Genomic DNA, 17,054 nt, shown 5'->3' on the forward strand with positions numbered 1-17,054 from the left:
TATCAGGCGCTGCGCACAATCCGCGACTACTCTGCCATTTGCGGTTACAGAAGAAGAGAGAGATATGCCTGACATCGTCGTCATGTTCTTCCTGCTCGGCCTGCTCGCCGGGGTGGTCAAATCGGACCTGAACATTCCCAAGGCCGCCTACGACACGCTGAGCCTGCTGCTGATGCTGACCATCGGCCTCAAGGGCGGCATGGCACTGTACGGCAACCTGCGCTGGTCGCTGATCCCCGAGCTGCTCTCGGTCGCCGCCCTCGGCGCCCTGATTCCGCTGGCGCTGATGCCCATCCTGCGCCGCTTCGTACGTCTCTCTCCCGCCGACAGCGCCAGTATCGCCGCTCACTACGGCTCGGTGAGTGCCGGTACCTTCGCCGTGGCACTAGCCTTTGCCGAAAGCCGCGCCCTGCCCATCGGCGCCGAAGTCACCCTCTACCTGGTGATGATGGAGCTGCCGGCGATCATGGTGGCCATCGCGCTTTACCGGCGCCATGCCGGCAAGGAAGCGGGTGAGGCGTTCCAGGGCATCTGGCACGAGACCCTGACCAACCGCGGCGTCATTCTGCTGGCGGGCGGCGCGGTAATCGGCGCCATGTACGGTCCGCGGGAAGGTGCGGCCGTGACCGAGCTGTTCATGGGCGCCTTCCACGCCGTGCTCGCCCTGTTCCTGCTGCAGATGGGCCTCACCGCGGCGGAAACCCTGCGTCCCATTCCCTGGTACCACTGGCGTTTGCTCACCTTCGCCCTGGTGGCCCCGTTCGTTCTGGCCATGGCCGGCCTTGGCGTCGGCCTGATGCTGGGCCTGCCCATGGGCTCGCTGATGATTCTCACGGCGCTAGCCGCCAGTGCCTCGTACATTGCCGCTCCGGCGGCCATGCGAACGGCGATACCCCAGGCCAACATCGGCCTGGCCATGCTCGCGGCGCTCGGCTTCACCTTCCCGCTCAACGTGATCGTGGGTATCCCCATCTACTATCAGTTGGCCATGTGGTTGGGTAACTGAGTTACCCCTCAGCCTCTACGCCACCGGCAGCCCCGGTGGCGTTCGCTGTTCTCCCTACCTTCTTCTTCCATGTCCTCGCCTCTTCGACATTCGTAGAACGCCCCAAAGCTGCACTTTACGTTAACGTAAACCTCGCCTAGTCTAGTAACATTCGTGAATAGCCATGCGAGCTGCGCCTGCGCGGTTCGCACAACCCGACAGCTTCGCACCTGACGCACAGCTGCGCTAGCGACAGAAACACCAGCTACGACACAACCATCAGGGAGTTCCGCCATGCTGACCGCCTACAAGCCCCTCGACTTCGGCCTCGACGACGAACTCAACATGCTGCGCGATCAGGTGAACGCCTTCGCCCGTGACGAGATCGCCCCGCGCGCCGCCGAGATCGACGAGAAGAACGAGTTCCCCAACGACCTGTGGCAGAAGTTCGGCGACATGGGCCTGCTCGGCATCACCGTGCCGGAAGAGGATGGCGGCACCGGCATGGGCTACCTGGCGCACTGCATCGCCATGGAAGAGATCTCCCGCGCCAGCGCCTCGGTGGGTCTCTCCTACGGCGCGCACTCCAACCTGTGTGTGAACCAGCTCAAGATCAACGCCAACGCCGAGCAGAAGGCCAAGTACCTGCCCAAGCTGATCAGCGGCGAGCACATCGGCGCACTGGCCATGTCCGAGCCGGGCGCCGGTTCCGATGTGGTCTCGATGAAGCTGCGCGCGCGCCAGGAGGGTGACAAGTACGTCCTCAACGGCAACAAGATGTGGATCACCAACGGCCCCGACGCCGACGTGCTGGTGGTCTACGCCAAGACCGACCCGGACGCCGGCTCCAAGGGCATCACCGCCTTCATCATCGAGAAAGGCATGCCCGGCTTCTCCACCGCCCAGAAGCTCGACAAGCTGGGCATGCGCGGCTCCAACACCTGCGAGCTGGTGTTCCAGGACTGTGAAGTGCCTACCGAGAATATCCTGGGCGAGGAAGGCAAGGGTGTGCGCGTGCTGATGAGCGGCCTGGACTACGAGCGCACCGTGCTCGCCGCCGGCCCCATCGGCATCATGCAGGCGGCCATGGACATCGTGGTGCCCTACGTCCACGAGCGTAAGCAGTTCGACCAGTCGATCGGCGAGTTCCAGCTGGTGCAGGGCAAGATCGCCGACATGTACACCACGCTGAACGCCTGTCGCGCCTACCTCTATGCGGTGGCGGCCGCCTGCGACCGCGGCCAGACTTCCCGTAAGGACGCCGCGGGCGTGATCCTCTACTGTGCCGAGAAGGCCACCCAGGTGGCGCTGGACGCCATTCAGCTGCTGGGCGGAAACGGCTACATCAACGAGTACCCCACCGGGCGCCTGCTGCGCGACGCCAAGCTCTACGAGATCGGCGCCGGAACCAGTGAGATCCGTCGTATGCTGATCGGCCGTGAGTTGTTCAACGAATCAAAATGAAAATGGCTGCGCTAGCTCGCACCTTCGTGAACACACATTGAGCAAGGGAGCCGATAGATGGCCATCCTGAACACCCAAGTCAATCCGCGCAGCGACGGCTTCCAGGCCAACGACAAGGCCATGCGCCACGAGGTCATGAAGCTGCGTGAGCTGACCGCGGCGATCAGCCAGGGCGGCGGCGAGAAGGCCCGCACCCGCCACGAGAGCCGCGGCAAGCTGTTCGTGCGCGACCGCATCGACCACCTGATCGACGAAGGCTCGCCGTTCCTCGAGTTCTCAGCGCTGGCCGCCCATGAGGTGTACGAGAGCGAGGTGCCCGCCGCCGGCGTGGTCACCGGTATCGGTCGCGTGAGTGGCGTTGAGTGCGTGATCGTCGCCAACGACGCCACCGTCAAGGGCGGCACCTACTACCCGCTGACGGTGAAGAAGCACATCCGCGCCCAGGAGATCGCCCGCAAGCATCGCCTTCCGTGCATCTACCTGGTCGACTCCGGCGGCGCCTTCCTGCCCCGTCAGGACGAAGTGTTCCCCGACCGCGAGCACTTCGGGCGCATCTTCTACAATCAGGCCACCCTCTCCGCCGAGGGCATCCCGCAGATCGCCGTGGTGATGGGCTCCTGCACCGCCGGCGGCGCCTACGTGCCGGCCATGGCCGACGAGTCGATCATCGTCAAGCAGCAGGGCACCATCTTCCTCGGCGGCCCGCCGCTGGTGAAGGCCGCCACCGGCGAGACCATCAGCGCCGAGGACCTGGGCGGCGCCGACGTGCACGCCAAGAAGAGCGGCGTGGCCGACCACTACGCCGAGAACGACGCCCATGCCCTGCAGCTCGCCCGCGCCTGCGTGTCGCGCCTGAACTGGCAGAAGCGCGGCCAGCTCAAGATGCAGGAGCCGAGGCCCCCGCGGCTCGATCCCAGCGAGATCTACGGCATCGTCGGCACCGATCTCAAGAAGCCGTTCGACGTGCGCGAAGTGATCGGCCGCATCGTCGACGACTCTGACTTCGACGAGTTCAAGCGCTACTACGGCGACACCCTGGTCACCGGCTTCGCCCATATTCACGGCTACCCGGTGGGCATCGTCGCCAACAACGGCGTGCTGTTCTCCGAATCCGCGGTGAAGGGAGCCCACTTCATCGAGCTGTGCGCCCAGCGCAAGATTCCGCTGGTGTTCCTGCAGAACATCACCGGCTTCATGGTCGGCTCCAAGTATGAGCACGAAGGCATCGCCAAGCACGGCGCCAAGCTCGTCACCGCCGTGGCCTGCGCCAAGGTCCCCAAATTTACCGTGCTGATCGGCGGCAGCTTTGGCGCCGGCAACTACGGCATGTGCGGCCGCGCCTATGACCCCAACCTGCTGTTCATGTGGCCCAACGCGCGCATCTCGGTGATGGGCGGCGAACAGGCCGCCGGCGTGCTGGCCCAGGTCAAGCGCGAGCAGTACGAGCGTGAAGGCCGCGAGTGGAGCAAGGAGGAGGAAGAGGCCTTCAAGCAGCCTACTCGCGAGCAGTACGAGCACCAGGGCCACCCCTACTACGCCAGCGCCCGGCTGTGGGACGACGGCGTGATCGACCCGGCCCAGACCCGCGACGTGCTGGGACTCTCGCTTGCCGCGGCCATGAACGCCGAGGTGGAAGACACCAAGTTCGGCGTATTCCGGATGTGAGGTCGCCATGACACAGACTTATACCGAACTGCAGATAGACGAGCGTGGCGTCGCGCGGCTGACGCTGAATCGCCCCGAGGTGCACAACGCCTTCGACGACAGCCTGATCGCCGAGCTCAACGAACACCTCGCCAAGCTCCACGATGCCGCCCGCCACGGCGAGGTGCGCGTGGTGGTGCTGGGCTCCGAGGGTAAGAGCTTCTCCGCCGGTGCTGACCTGAACTGGATGAAGCGCATGGTGGAGTACGACTTCGAGGGCAACCTGGCCGATTCGCGCAAGCTCTCGCAGCTGATGCACGGCCTGGATACCCTCCCTTGCCCCACCGTATGCAGCGTGCAGGGCGCCGCCTTCGGTGGTGCCGTGGGTCTGGCCGCCTGCTGCGACGTGGTGATCGCCAGCGAGAAGGCCAAGTTCTGCCTCTCCGAGGTCAAGATCGGCCTCTCCCCGGCGGTGATCAGCCCCTACGTGCAGCGCGCCCTGGGCTCGCGCCAGATGCGCCGCTACGCCCTCACCGCCGAGGTGATCGACGCCGACCAGGCGCTGGAGCTGGGCCTGGCCCACCAGATCGTCGGCCACGACCACATCGACGAGGCTGTCGAAGAGATGATCGCCACCCTGCTGGCCGGCTCGCCCCAGGCCCAGCGTGCCACCAAGGCGCTGCTGGCCGAAGTGGCCCGCGACTCCGACAGCAAGGCCACCCGCGAGCACACCTGCCGCGTGATCAGTGAGCTGCGCGTGAGCGCTGAAGGTCAGGAAGGCCTGACCAGCTTCTTCGAGAAGCGCCGCCCCGCCTGGGCCGACGACAACACGAATTCCTCGGAGCGCAGCTCATGAGCCAGAACGATTCCCGCACCACGCCCTTCGACACCCTGTTGGTGGCCAACCGCGGCGAGATTGCCTGTCGCGTGATGCGCACCGCCCGCGCCATGGGCCTGCGCACCGTAGCGGTGTACTCCGACGCCGACGCCAACGCCCGCCACGTGCGCGAGGCCGACGAGGCCGTGCGCCTGGGCCCGGCCGCCGCCCGCGAGAGCTACCTCAAGGTGGAAGCGGTCGTCGAAGCCGCCAAGCTCACCGGCGCCGGCGCCATTCACCCCGGCTACGGCTTCCTCTCCGAGAACGGCGCCTTCGTTCAAGCACTGGACGCCGCCGGCATCACCTTCGTCGGCCCGCCCGCCTCGGCGATCGCCGCCATGGGCGACAAGTCCGCCGCCAAGGCGCGCATGGCCAACGCCGGCGTGCCGCTGGTACCGGGCTACCACGGCGACGACCAGGACGACGCCCTGCTCAAGTCCGAAGCCGACAAGATCGGCTACCCGGTGCTGCTCAAGGCCAGCGCCGGCGGTGGCGGCAAAGGGATGCGCGTGGTCGAAGCCCCTGAGCAGTTCCAGGCCGCGCTGGACGGCTGCCGGCGTGAGTCCCAGGCCGCCTTCGGCGACACCCGCATGCTGATCGAGAAGTACCTGACCCAGCCGCGTCACGTCGAAGTGCAGGTGTTCTGCGATAGCCACGGCAATGGCGTCTACCTGTTCGAGCGCGACTGCTCGGTGCAGCGCCGCCACCAGAAGGTGCTCGAAGAAGCCCCTGCCCCCGGCATGACCGCCGAGCTGCGCCGCGAGATGGGCGAAGCCGCCGTGCGCGCCGCCAAGGAGATCGGCTACGTAGGCGCCGGCACCGTCGAGTTCCTACTCGACTTTTCACAAGGTCAGGACGGCTCGTTCTACTTCATGGAGATGAACACCCGCCTGCAGGTGGAGCACCCCGTCACCGAGATGATCACCGGCCAGGACCTGGTCGAGTGGCAGCTGCGCGTGGCCATGGGCGAAGCCCTTCCGCTCCAGCAGGACGAGCTGACCATCACCGGCCACAGCTTCGAGGCGCGCCTCTACGCCGAAGACCCGGAGCAGGACTTCCTGCCCGCCACCGGCAAGCTCGAGCGCTTCGCCATGGACCTCAAGGGTGCCGGCCTCGACCCGCGCCAGGTGCGCCTGGACAGCGGCGTGGAAACCGGCGACGTAGTCTCCATGCACTACGATCCCATGCTGGCCAAGCTGATCGTTCACGGCGACGACCGCGACCAGGCCCTATCCACCCTCAACCGCGCACTGGCGGCGCTCGACGTACAGGGCGTAGTGACCAACCGCGCCTTCCTGCAGCGCCTGGCCACCCACCCGGCGTTTCGCAACGTGGAGCTGGATACCCGCTTCATCGAGAAGAACGAAGCTACCCTCTTTGCCCCCAAGCAGTACAGCATCGAAGAGTACGCCGGCGCCGCGCTGATCGGCCTCAACCAACTGGCCCGTGAGTGCGAGAGCGACTCCCCCTGGGACCGCCACGACGGCTTCCGTCTCAACGCACCGCACACTATCCGTATCTCGCTGTGCGACCCTGCCCACGTGCAGGATGAAGAGAGCGTTGTTGTCGTGGAAGGCACCCGTGCCAGCGGCGCCGACCCGTGGGATCTGACCATCGGCGGCGAGACCCTTACCGCCCGCCTGCAGCACCTGGAAGGCGACGCCGTGGCCGTCACCCTCAACGGGCACCGCCGCCGCCTGCAGGCACGGCGCGACGGTAACGTCGTCGTGATGGTCGACCCGCGCGGCGAAACTCGCCTGTTCTGGCGCCGCATCGACGCCATCGACCACGGCCACCACGAAGCCGAATCGACCCTCACCGCGCCGATGCACGGCACCGTGGTCGCGCTGCTGGTGGAAGCCGGTCAGAAGGTGGAGAAAGGCATGCCGCTGATGGTGATGGAAGCCATGAAGATGGAACACACCATGACCGCCCCCGCCGACGGCCACGTGGAGAGCTTCCACTTCAACGCCGGCGATACGGTGGGCCAGGGAGACGTGCTGCTGGAATTCGCCCCGGTCGAGTAAGCTAAGAAAGATATCGGAAGCGCCAAGCTAAGCGGCGCCGGGGACAGGGCGAAGCGGAGGTCATTTGCCATGGATGGCAAATGTAGCGTCCAGGGAAGGATTTACAGCGCCTCCGCATAGCCCTGTCCACGGATCAGCCGCGGATCATGACCATGGCCGTGAACAGGAAGGAGTTTACAAATGGCATTTCCCAAGCGCGTGCGCCTGGTCGAGGTCGGCCCCCGCGATGGGCTGCAAAACGAGCCCAACCCGATCGACACGGCCACCAAGCTGGAACTGATCGACCGCCTGGGCGCTGCCGGCATCGGCTACATCGAAGCGGCCAGCTTCGTCTCGCCCAAGTGGGTGCCGCAGATGGCCGACCATCGTGAAGTGATGACCGGCCTCAAGCGCCGCCAAGGCGTGACCTACGCCGCCCTCACCCCCAACCTCAAGGGACTAGAAGCAGCGCTTGAGTGTGGCGTGGAAGAAGTAGCGGTATTCGGCGCAGCCAGTGAAGCCTTCTCGCAGAAGAACATCAACTGCTCCGTCGCCGAATCTCTGGAGCGCTTCGCCCCCGTGCTGGAGCGAGCCAGAGAGGCCAACGTGCGCGTGCGCGGCTACGTCTCCTGCGTGCTCGGTTGCCCCTACGAAGGCGAGATCGCCCCGGCCAAGGTGGCCGAGGTGAGCAAGGCGCTGTTCGATATGGGCTGCTACGAAGTCTCGCTCGGCGACACCATCGGCGTCGGCACCCCGCTCGCCGCCAAGCGCATGATCGAAGCCGTGAGCCGCGACATCCCCATGGAAAAGCTCGCCGCCCACTTCCACGACACCTACGGCCAGGCGCTGGCCAACCTCTACGCCGTACTGGAAGAAGGCATCAGTGTGGTGGACAGCTCCGTCGCCGGCCTCGGCGGCTGCCCCTACGCCAAGGGTGCCTCCGGCAACGTGGCCAGTGAAGACGTGGTCTACCTGCTCAACGGCCTAGGTATCGAAACCGGCATCGACCTCGACAAACTCGCCGAAACCGGCACCTGGATCACCCAGACCATCGGCCGACCGAACCGCTCCAAGGTGGGCGTGGCGCTGGCGGCGAAGTGATCAGGTGATAGAAACGAAAAGCCCCTGAGCCAAGTGGGTGGCTCAGGGGCTTTGTGTCAGGTGAGTGCCGTAACTATACAATTAGACGTCGTTCATGGGTGGTACATCCCAAAGCTGCACTTCAATATAGAGCTCAAATTCGGTTTCCCAATATCGTTCATAAGGGACCAGCTGATCATTTTCAGGGACTCCGAACCGAGCAACGAGCTCGTCGATTTCGCTGAGAAGAAATACTTGGTTGTAGTACGGTTTGTCGTCTCGGGTTAGCGCAACAAAGCTATCCGGGAAGGTTAATGAGGTCACTTCTGGATCAAGCTCTGAGAAAGAAATTCTCAGCTCCCTGTGATCAGCGTTCAGATCACGAAACCACGGCGACTCACCCAATACCAGATAAAAGGGATGGCGTCGTCGCGGCTTTCCCCCTCGCGCAATGAATAGCTCACGTAGCCGAGCTTCAACCTCGCGCCGTACTGCAATGTAGTTTCTGCCATAGCGCCGACGATAGCCGGGATCGCGTTCATGACGAGTCAGAAGATCCAGGAAAACAGGATCTTCGGAGCCAGCCGATAGCTCCGAGAGGCTTCGAAACGGGCCGATTTCAGGTAAATAGTAGTGAGTAGCAAACTTTGGAAGTTCCATCACGCCGCCTCCCGTTATATTCTCTCAAACTCGTCAGAACAACTAAAACCTGAAACTATAACCATAGAGGGTGCACAGAAAATTCTTCAATTATACATTGTAATTTACATCACCCAGTCCGTAGTTACAGCAATTCATGTGCTTCACCTTCGCCTGACTGATAAGCCGCAGAGTACAAGCTAGCCAGAACAACAGATATAAGCACATAGGTAAATATATCTCCAAGAGGCCACAACAGGAAAAACGATATTGAATTAAAGTATTCAGACTCTAACATGCCGATAGCAAGCCCCCAGAAAAAATAAAAAGCAACAAACAAAACACCGAACATTGCAAGCGAAATAAATAGCGCCCACTGGGGCCCAAGAGTCATGGCATAGGAATCTCTCAAAGAAATTTTTCTGTCAATCGCCACACCCACAAGCACTAACGACAATCTTAACGTGAAAAATATTGCCACCAGAAAAAAAGCCAAAGGAATCGGAGCCAACCATAGACTGTGGAAAACAAGGGATGTTGACACCCCAATAAGTAAACCTGGTATTATCCAAGCAAGTAAGAAACCTATATAGTAGAGAATATACTTGAGCTCTCGCTTGGAGAATCGAAAAAATCTAGGCCTTTCATCCAGCAACACAATTCGTATTGCGCTTATGGAAACAACTGCCACAATTGCAATTTCGGCAAGCAAGAAAGGGACATATAACAGCGTTTTGACATCCCTGAATGAGGGTCCAGCGATGGATAGGGCATAATCCACGGACTCAAGGATCAGATAGATAATTGACGGCATGGCAGCGCCTTTCAACAGAGCGTACCTATGCTGCCCAATAAGACACAGCGAGCCAAAGAAAAAACTTATAAACACATCATTTCCTTAACATCTATGTTTTTCAGATACGTGCGACACACTGGTCCGCACATTTAACTTACAGTGACAGGAAAAGCACGATCCCGATCGCTATTACCATTATTCCCACGCAGCTGGTCCATACTCCCTCATGACTCTCGATTTTCCAACCATTCCGAGTATGGCCTTTCGGGTATCGTCCCAAGGACATTATCTTAACAAATGGCCAACCAACATAATAAAAAACCACCTCAAACATTATTTGCCCTACGACATAAACAGCCGCTCGCACGAAGGCCTTTACAAGCCCCTCAATCACCCCATCCATGCATTGTCTCCATATTAAACACTCGAAACGGCAACTTCCGAAAAACTCGTTAGCAGTTAATTTACGAAGCACCAACGCTTTATTCGCGAAAACATGCCACCATAACCACATCCAATAAATTTTATCTTTTTGAGTAATAACCCAATGCATGGCCGCAGTTTTCAGCAAACTCAACGGTGGAAGGCCTAAACCTTTCCAAGTCGCGATAACACCACCACCTTTCTGGACCACCCAAATCTCGCCGACTTGCTATATAACTAAAAAAAACAAAAATATATTTTATAAGCCTAAGTGAGCGATGTCTTGAGGAGCAAAACAAATACATTTTCAAACTTGTCGCATGCCCACTCTTTGCAGCCTTTTTAAAAAACGCACCCGCTTTATCAAAAGACACCACATCACTTCTATCTTTCAAAAAATTATCGTAATACAAAACACCTTTTAAATAATTACCCTTCCGAGGACATATTCTCGCCGCCCTATTAAAAAACAGCAAGGCCTCTTCTTCACTCACCACACCATAATATCCGCGTAAAAAACCCAGGCCGGCCGCACATAATGATCTTGCATTTTCTTGCACGTCTGGGTTCTTCAGCATTTCGACAGATGAACTCGCATCTTTCTCACACCCCTTCCCTAGGGCTTTGTACCAACTTTCCAGCACTATAAATTCCGGCTCACCAGACATTGCGTACGATTTAATCTTCTCAAACGCATCTAGATCCCTGAGACCCCGATCCCAACTGTGTGTTCTCAAATAAAAAACCGGATCATGGTAAAGATCTTTCATCATTCACACCTGCAAGTTAGTATATCAGGCATCCGGGGTCTCGGACGCGTATCAAGCTGGATCTATTCCGCTAAAAGACACTGATCAAAAGCGGACAACCTTCACTGACGTTGACAAGGTGAGCTCAATGCCTAGGCCGAGGGCGATGAAGCAATACAAGTAGACGCTATCGTAGGCATGCCAAGCGAGTTCAGGAAGATCTCCATAGCGGCTGCCTATGGGACCAAGTCGGTTGGTTTTGATGGTTACTTCCATTTCTTTCATTTCTCACTGACAACACCTATAGCTGCCTCAATATCATTCTCCGCTAGTTCAAATAAGACTTCCTGAGCCTCTTTTAGACCTTGTTGAGCAGCCAAAGCGTACCACTTGACTGCCTCCTCGTAATTCTGGCTCACCCCCCGGCCATTCTCATACATTGCGCCCAGGTTGTACTGGGCATGATAATCACCTTGCTCAGCAGCTTTGTAAAACCATTCTGCAGCAATGACATCATCTTGTGGCACCCCCTCTCCATTCGTATGCAGCACACCTAGCTGATATTGTGAGATTACTTCCCCCTGCTCTGCAGCTAACCTAAACCATCTAGCTGATTCTTCATAGTCAGCCGCAACTCCTGCACCGTAATAGTACATATTACCAAGATATTCTTTTGATTTAGCCAGCCCTTGCTCTGCTGACAAACTAAACCATTGCGCCGCTTCTGAATAATTAACATCAACCCCTCTACCGTAAAATAACATCAGCCCTAAATTTTGCTGTGCTCCAGCCATTCCTTCTCCAGCAGCAAGGCGGTACCATCTCATAGCCTCTTGGTAATCTTTCTCTACTCCCCTGCCTACCTCGTACATCCATGCCAGATTATTCTGAGCAACTGGATTTCCAAGCTCAGCGGAGCGTCTAAACCACTCTGCTGCCCGTAAAAAGTCTTGGGTTACTCCCTGCCCTCTTAAATACATTCCCCCCAGCAAGCTCTGAGCCTCACTGTTCCCTTCCTCAGCGAGGGTGAGGAAAATCTGAAACGCAGTAGAAAACTTCTCATCTTCGTATGCTGCCTTTCCCTCCTCCAAGGTTTCAGAAAAGACTTGTGGAGAAACAATACAACCAACAGAGAAAGAAAATATTATCAAAATAAGCACCTTTGCCTTCACGTAGCACTCCCACATCTATCTTTCATCAGGCCACCCAATTGATCAAAAACAAACCGGGCTTAACTTCTTCCTCGCGAGACCATTCAAATTCACATATAAAAAGCACGAGATATGTAAAGTCCCCCTTAGCATTATTACCATCACACCCACACGGCATCCCACTGCCTCTACGCTCCTCTACAACACAGTTCACTTTCTCCCCGCCGTCCACCTCAAGAAACTTGGCGGATAACCTTTCAAAAAAATAACTAGTGATATATACGACAACAGCCCTACAACCGCAACAAAGATCAACACATGAGCATGAACCCCTTCATCACGTCCAAATGCAAGAATCCCAGAAGAGCTATAAGACAAAAAGAAGAAATCAGACCACAAAGCAGTCTGTAAAACCAGCCCAATTTCTTTAGCTCACCCACATCCGGCACTCCCTCTCACATTTAAATGTTGCGCATTGAACCATAGCACCGAACTAGGGGTGGTAATACTGCAGCGATATGATGAGCGATATGAAGGCCGATGTATAAAAACCAAAAAACATAGCATTTATTAAACTTTTTTCCAACCCCGGCCTACCCCCAAGCATAGGGACAAAAATCAAAATAGCTAGAAAAACAGCCAGCCAATGATTAAAAATATATATATTTATCGGAGTTGATACAATCGCCACCATAATAAATATAGCCGAATACCTACCACCGCTCAATTTTCTTCACCCGCTGACACGCCCGCCCCCTTTATATACGACCACACCCGAACAAACGCCTTATTTACAAATTTTGCAAGAGATAAAAAATGAAGGAAAATCACCCGGAGTTTTACCGGGACAATTGATCAGCCGGGACTCTGACATGCTAAAAATTCATCAACCTCGTCGTCAGATATTTGAAATGGAGCCGCAAGCTCTTTAATTATTTCTCGTTTCTCCACCTCAGAAATAGAATATCAAACATTGCTCTCCCTGAGGGCCTCAATATTATTATTTATAACTTCTTTCTCTCGCGCACGATCTTTTAAAGAACTTCTCCACACTCTCCAACCATTTGCTTCTTTTTTATTCTCACTTTTCTCCAAAAGCTCAATGATCTCATCAACTATCTGATTAGATATTTTTGCCACCTGGGGGCTCACAGTGACATCACGATCATGCGGGTTTTCAGTGAATTTTATTTCTAGAAAAACCCGATGCAATAGCAAAAGATCAAAATAACTGTCGAATTTCATATCCCCATCACCCAATATTCAAATATCTTTAAAAAATCACGCAATGCACCAATCTGTAGAAAGTATAATAGCGCGGGGCTGTAAACCTATCCAAGGCGTTCCATTGGAAACGTCATGCGGTTGACTCCAAGTGAATGCTACCTGCATATTACCTTCCTAACGACGCCAAGGAACGCAACAACCTTCTTCTGTAGGGAAAATTCTGTTTCTTCCAGCCCCATAGAGCAAATGAGCCATATTTTCAGAATCACTTATACTGTAGGATGGCAACTCTAACTTATCCAGTCGACGACTAAACTCCAGGCGGGACTCGAACAGTATCACCGAGCTATCTTCGACGCTTATTATAAAATATCGATTTCTGTCGGCGTCCATAGCAATACCATAGAGAAGAGCATCTCCAACTATCCACTCAGAAACATTCGGCACAAGAAGTCTATCATTACCGCAACCTATAAAATTGTATTCATCCCTCATAAAAACTTGATCAATGCATACATCTCCAACTATACGCGCGCTAAAATCAAATAGATGCTGAAAGACCAAAAACCCTGAAATAAATATAGCGCCAGCAACAAGCCCCACAACAACCATCGTGATTCTTAGCATTTTTCTCATCTGTACACACCTACCCTTGATAGGGGGTCGTCGATGGCGTTGCTGCTATTTTTTAGCGCTGTGTCCATCTGTGACTCCAAGGCTCAAAACCTAAAACCGACTATAAAAACTCCAACACCTAACACAAGCAACTGAGAGCAGAAAAAAATTATTGATCTTTGCATTCGAGTTGCCATCCCCTCTAGAAAAATTCGCTCTATAACGACATACCTGTAAGCTCCTCTAAGAACATATTGTGCAAAAAATATCACCGCAATCCATAATAGAAGATTGAGCTTGGAAATGAGAATCGCAAGAAACAGATAAGAGGGAAGCATCGCAAGAGCTTCGACCCAGTGACTTTCCCAATACTCTTTACTTGACCTCATTTACCTATCCTGTGGGGTGCATATCTCAATCTAACGGGGCTCATCGGACAAGCCACCCCATTTACAATCATAGCTTTTCGGGCTCATATGGCTCCCACCCCATTTTATGATGGGGTTTAATCATTGCCACCTCATAACCTTTGAAAGCAGCCCTTTATTTTTTAATTCGACTATATTTTCCACAGTAGACAGTACCGTGCCGTCCTCATCCTCCAAAACTTCAAAAATCATTATACAATCTGTTATGGAACAAGTGCCTTATGATTTGTATATCAACCCGAATAGGATTATCCCGTGCAAAGCTGAGCCGGCCGAGGGCGCCCTAGCGATAGCGGGCTCCTTCGGTCGCTCCATGGCACAGGTGCGGGTCAGCCGTACCAGACGGTTGGTGCCGTCGTAGCTAAGGCTAAGCTACTCTCCATTAGCTTATGGGCGAGGCCGCTGCCGTAGGCATGCCAGGCGAGCTCAAGCAGATCACCGTAGTGGCTGGCTTGTCCACGCTACCGCCAAGGAAGACAACAGGTGTCTTCCCGAGCCAAAGGAAATAACGCAAAGCTCGCCAAGAATGAGGAAGTCGCCCGTGAGATAGCTATCACACGCTCAGGGAATCTCTCGTTGGTAGAGCGAGTATCCTGTCACTCGCCAACGGGTGCCGGTTTGGACGTCGTAATACCCCCCCTGGGCACTGCGCCCCTCATCTTGAATTTTCCAGCTGCCTCCCCCGTCGTAACTCACTGCGACAACATCATTACCCAGCAGAGTGGATTCATTGACGCCGTCGAACAAGAGCCCCCCACTAGGGGTGAGATACAGTGCATAGCCCTTCAGTTCGGGCGGAAACTCGTGCAGCTTATCCAAGGTGTCGCCATTCCAGCTCCATACGACGCTTGGTCGAGGCGCGCCTCGCTCATCTGAGGGAAGCGAGAAGTATGGAGCACCTTGAGTAGCCAGCACGTAGACATTGCCTTCCGTATTGGCAGCGATATCCATTACGACGTGACCGGGGATAGTGAAAACTTGCTCGGAAATATCCTCTCCCCAAGGCAGCGCGTGGATGCGGCTGACATCGGCGGCGTGATCATAGAACGCCATGCGCAGCACGTGGTCCTGGCCAAGCGCTACCAAGTCGAACTGCTGGCGAGGGTTCTCCGGATTGCGGGAGCCTTCGGGCACCGGCAGCTCATCCCAATGATCACCGCCATCTCTCGTGCGCCATACTCTGGGCCCCCAGCCGATCAGATAGCCGCACTGAGCATCGATAAAGCGCAGGAAGGTAATGTTCTGGTCCTCAGGCCAGCGGAGCTTTTCCCATTCCTGGCCTTGGTCAGTGGACTTGAAAAGCTGAGTGAGCTCAGGACGGTAGCTTTGGCCAGGTGGTAATTCCGCAGCCCGATCTGACCAGCCTGTGGTCAGATAGAGAGTGCTCCAATCCGGCGCCAACCACCAATCGGCCCGCTGAGCAGGTTCCTCGAAGCGCCTAGTGATTTCGCCCTCCAGGTTGCCGCCCAAGATACGCACTGAGCGTCGATTGACAAACTCGCCTACATCCATCATCCAAGGCTCGCTTGGTTCAGCCCGGTTTGGGTCGCTTCGCTCCTCTCGTGGCTTAAATGTGATTTCAGGGTTGGTCAGCTTCATGGAAAGCACCTGACCGTCACGTATACGAAAATCGCCCGGTCCATAGGGCTTATCTTCCTTCATGAAGTCATTGCTAACCCTATCCCACATTCCGCTGCCGCCAACAACATAGCCAACAGCCAGAAGAAGCAACAACGAAATGACAACCCATCGCCGGGCCATTTCACATCCCCTGGTAGCAGGGTTGACGAACCCTATCGCTGGGCGTCATGAAGTCCACCAAGCATTTTTGCAGCTGTATAGAAGTCACGGCCCCAAGCCGGTAAGCACCGGGGCCATAGCAGAAGGAGCTGGCTCCCCTCATGCCACCGCGGCCTTCAGCTGTTCCTTGTAGGTCGACATCTCCACCTTGCCAAGCTGCGGGGTGAGCTGGCAGCGCTGGCGGGACCAGGGGTAGTCGATTTGCGCCTTGAGGTGATCTGCGCCCTCGCCTGCCTTCCAGGCCTCCAGATCCAGATCTCGCCAGTAGCGTGGATTTCGGCCGGTTTGGCGGTCATGCTCGGCAGTGGTGGGGTCGAGATGACGGAAGGGCTCCAGGCGAGGTAAATCGGGCATGGGCTGGCTCACGTCCATGTAGCGTTGCAGCATGTCCCATAGGGCGTGCACCTCATGCTTGTGATCGACGATGGTGCTGAGTGAGGTCTGGTTGAACTGCTTGCCGGTATAGCGGTGCACGAACATCAACCGATAGAAGATACCGCCACGCTGCACCACACGCTCCACATAGCCATCAAGCTCGACGAAGGGAACTACCAAGGGCTGATGGTGCTCCTTCATAACAAAGCTGATCATACCCGTCTGGCGATTGAATTCGCTGCATCGCTTTTCCATATAGCGATCAGCGCGGCGAACGATGATTTTATGAAAAGGCGTCAGCAAGAAAGCAACTAACCGGACAATCCCATTCATTACCGACTGGCAGGTATATGCACCTATTATCATCGCACCTACAAACCCACCACCTGAAACTAGCAGTATGGCTAGCATACCAAGAAACTCATTATAATCGAAGATCGGCTCCACCACTAAAATCGACAAATAAAACGGAAAAGCCAACAAGAAGAAAAAATACAGCACTGGCACAGCCAACAACAGCACAGAGAGCCCTAACTGACTTCTCAGGAAGCGTATCCTTTGGTGATCCCACCACCAGTCATTCGTTTCGTAGAATTTTTTGTCCTGAGAATCCAGATGCTGAACCAACTCAGCATCCTCACAGAGTTGCTGATAGGGGTCGATACCCGCATAGTTGTCAACGCCGACTGAAAAGTGACCCCCTTTGGGCGTAGAACGCCGAAATAAAAGTGACCCCCTAGGCCCGCTGGGTTATTTCATGGTTGTTGAAGGTGTGCCGGCCTTGCGCTTGTCCTT

Annotated in this window: 14 protein-coding genes; 6 read left to right on the forward strand and 8 right to left on the reverse strand. The window is 56.1% G+C overall.

Annotation, left to right across the window (positions count from 1 at the left end; all coding sequences use genetic code 11):
* The first annotated feature begins 64 nt into the window (after positions 1–64).
* The 6 genes from HOP58_RS12375 to HOP58_RS12400 all read left to right on the forward strand — a co-directional run bounded on the left by HOP58_RS12375 (position 65) and on the right by HOP58_RS12400 (position 8,077).
* Positions 65–1,006, forward strand: a complete 942-nt coding sequence (locus HOP58_RS12375) for a sodium-dependent bicarbonate transport family permease (protein ID WP_234260428.1) — start codon at positions 65–67, stop codon at positions 1,004–1,006.
* 273 nt (positions 1,007–1,279) lie between these two features.
* Positions 1,280–2,449, forward strand: a complete 1,170-nt coding sequence (locus HOP58_RS12380; protein WP_234260429.1) for an isovaleryl-CoA dehydrogenase — start codon at positions 1,280–1,282, stop codon at positions 2,447–2,449.
* A gap of 57 nt (positions 2,450–2,506) precedes the next feature.
* On the forward strand, positions 2,507–4,114 hold the full coding sequence (locus HOP58_RS12385; RefSeq protein WP_234260430.1) for a carboxyl transferase domain-containing protein: 1,608 nt from the start codon (positions 2,507–2,509) through the stop codon (positions 4,112–4,114).
* Positions 4,115–4,121: 7 nt separating this feature from the next.
* Complete coding sequence (locus tag HOP58_RS12390; protein ID WP_234260431.1) at positions 4,122–4,949, forward strand: enoyl-CoA hydratase/isomerase family protein; 828 nt, start codon at positions 4,122–4,124, stop codon at positions 4,947–4,949.
* Entirely contained in the window at positions 4,946–6,997 is a 2,052-nt protein-coding gene (locus tag HOP58_RS12395) for an acetyl/propionyl/methylcrotonyl-CoA carboxylase subunit alpha (RefSeq protein ID WP_234260432.1), read from the forward strand. The genes HOP58_RS12390 and HOP58_RS12395 overlap by 4 nt, the downstream gene beginning before the upstream one ends.
* Before the next feature lie 180 nt (positions 6,998–7,177).
* Positions 7,178–8,077, forward strand: coding sequence for a hydroxymethylglutaryl-CoA lyase (locus HOP58_RS12400; protein WP_234260433.1), 900 nt, complete (start codon positions 7,178–7,180; stop codon positions 8,075–8,077).
* A gap of 81 nt (positions 8,078–8,158) precedes the next feature.
* Here the strand turns inward: HOP58_RS12400 and HOP58_RS12405 are convergent, their stop codons facing one another.
* The 8 genes from HOP58_RS12405 to HOP58_RS12440 all read right to left on the reverse strand — a co-directional run bounded on the left by HOP58_RS12405 (position 8,159) and on the right by HOP58_RS12440 (position 16,886).
* A complete protein-coding gene (locus HOP58_RS12405) occupies positions 8,159–8,716 on the reverse strand; it encodes a hypothetical protein (protein WP_234260434.1) in 558 nt (185 codons plus the stop codon).
* Between the two features lie 124 nt (positions 8,717–8,840).
* Positions 8,841–9,524, reverse strand: coding sequence for a hypothetical protein (locus HOP58_RS12410; protein ID WP_234260435.1), 684 nt, complete (start codon positions 9,522–9,524; stop codon positions 8,841–8,843).
* Positions 9,525–10,015: 491 nt separating this feature from the next.
* On the reverse strand, positions 10,016–10,684 hold the full coding sequence (locus HOP58_RS12415; protein ID WP_234260436.1) for a hypothetical protein: 669 nt from the start codon (positions 10,682–10,684) through the stop codon (positions 10,016–10,018).
* 260 nt (positions 10,685–10,944) lie between these two features.
* Positions 10,945–11,835 (reverse strand): tetratricopeptide repeat protein, encoded by an 891-nt coding sequence (locus HOP58_RS12420; RefSeq protein WP_234260437.1) that lies wholly within the window; start codon positions 11,833–11,835, stop codon positions 10,945–10,947.
* Between the two features lie 945 nt (positions 11,836–12,780).
* Complete coding sequence (locus HOP58_RS12425; protein ID WP_234260438.1) at positions 12,781–13,059, reverse strand: hypothetical protein; 279 nt, start codon at positions 13,057–13,059, stop codon at positions 12,781–12,783.
* A gap of 156 nt (positions 13,060–13,215) precedes the next feature.
* Positions 13,216–13,677, reverse strand: a complete 462-nt coding sequence (locus HOP58_RS12430; RefSeq protein WP_234260439.1) for a hypothetical protein — start codon at positions 13,675–13,677, stop codon at positions 13,216–13,218.
* A 968-nt stretch (positions 13,678–14,645) separates the two neighbouring features.
* On the reverse strand, positions 14,646–15,845 hold the full coding sequence (locus tag HOP58_RS12435; protein ID WP_234260440.1) for a hypothetical protein: 1,200 nt from the start codon (positions 15,843–15,845) through the stop codon (positions 14,646–14,648).
* Between the two features lie 138 nt (positions 15,846–15,983).
* On the reverse strand, positions 15,984–16,886 hold the full coding sequence (locus HOP58_RS12440) for a hypothetical protein (RefSeq protein ID WP_234260441.1): 903 nt from the start codon (positions 16,884–16,886) through the stop codon (positions 15,984–15,986).
* Positions 16,887–17,054 lie beyond the last annotated feature (168 nt).

Source organism: Halomonas sp. MCCC 1A11062, assembly GCF_021404355.1.
Lineage (GTDB): Bacteria > Pseudomonadota > Gammaproteobacteria > Pseudomonadales > Halomonadaceae > Halomonas > Halomonas aerodenitrificans.

Bases quoted from the DNA above. Each gene is read 5' to 3' on its own strand.
- HOP58_RS12375 (WP_234260428.1), top strand. From the start codon at position 65: ATGCCTGACATCGTCGTCATGTTCTTCCTGCTCGGCCTGCTCGCCGGG.
- HOP58_RS12380 (WP_234260429.1), top strand. From the start codon at position 1,280: ATGCTGACCGCCTACAAGCCCCTCGACTTCGGCCTCGACGACGAACTC.
- HOP58_RS12385 (WP_234260430.1), top strand. From the start codon at position 2,507: ATGGCCATCCTGAACACCCAAGTCAATCCGCGCAGCGACGGCTTCCAG.
- HOP58_RS12390 (WP_234260431.1), top strand. From the start codon at position 4,122: ATGACACAGACTTATACCGAACTGCAGATAGACGAGCGTGGCGTCGCG.
- HOP58_RS12395 (WP_234260432.1), top strand. From the start codon at position 4,946: ATGAGCCAGAACGATTCCCGCACCACGCCCTTCGACACCCTGTTGGTG.
- HOP58_RS12400 (WP_234260433.1), top strand. From the start codon at position 7,178: ATGGCATTTCCCAAGCGCGTGCGCCTGGTCGAGGTCGGCCCCCGCGAT.
- HOP58_RS12405 (WP_234260434.1), bottom strand. From the start codon at position 8,716: ATGGAACTTCCAAAGTTTGCTACTCACTACTATTTACCTGAAATCGGC.
- HOP58_RS12415 (WP_234260436.1), bottom strand. From the start codon at position 10,684: ATGAAAGATCTTTACCATGATCCGGTTTTTTATTTGAGAACACACAGT.
- HOP58_RS12425 (WP_234260438.1), bottom strand. From the start codon at position 13,059: ATGAAATTCGACAGTTATTTTGATCTTTTGCTATTGCATCGGGTTTTT.
- HOP58_RS12430 (WP_234260439.1), bottom strand. From the start codon at position 13,677: ATGAGAAAAATGCTAAGAATCACGATGGTTGTTGTGGGGCTTGTTGCT.
- HOP58_RS12435 (WP_234260440.1), bottom strand. From the start codon at position 15,845: ATGGCCCGGCGATGGGTTGTCATTTCGTTGTTGCTTCTTCTGGCTGTT.